This window comes from Streptomyces sp. GbtcB6 (genome assembly GCF_019091475.1).
Classification (GTDB): Bacteria; Actinomycetota; Actinomycetes; order Streptomycetales; family Streptomycetaceae; genus Streptomyces; species Streptomyces hyaluromycini.
In genome coordinates this window covers 1-512 of sequence record NZ_JAGXJL010000194.1, presented here as the reverse complement: position 1 = coordinate 512, position 512 = coordinate 1, and the positions used below count along the sequence as shown (strand labels likewise).

Genomic DNA, 512 nt, shown 5'->3' with positions numbered 1-512 from the left:
GTCGCGATCGGCTTCATCGCGGCCCGCACCCGCAGCAGCTCACCCGTGGACAGCCCACCCTCGGTACCACCCGCCCGGCCGGAGACCCGCCGGATCCCCTCAGGCGTGTTCACGATCTCGTCGTGCGCCTTGGAACCAGGCACCCGCGCCAGCTCGAAACCGTCACCGATCTCCACACCCTTGATCGCCTGGATACCCATCAGGGCACCGGCGAGCCGGGCATCCAGCTTCCGGTCCCAGTGCACGTGCGAGCCCAGCCCGACCGGCACGCCGTAGGCCAGCACCTCGACCACACCACCCAGCGTGTCACCGTCCTTGTGGGCCTGGTCGACCTCCGCCACCATCGCCTTCGACACATCCGCGTCCAGACAGCGCAACGGGTCGGCGTCCAGCCTCTCCACGTCCCCCGGCGTCGGGTACACACCCTGCGGGGCCTTCACCGAACACAGCTCGACCACGTGCGAGACGATCTCGATGCCGGCCGTCTCCTTCAGGTACGACCGGGCCACCGC

1 protein-coding gene is annotated in these 512 nt (G+C 69.5%); it reads right to left on the bottom strand.

Annotated features, from left to right (window positions below):
* The coding region (locus KVT45_RS55135) for a chorismate synthase (protein ID WP_217562669.1) at window positions 1–512 on the bottom strand (512 nt) is incomplete at both ends.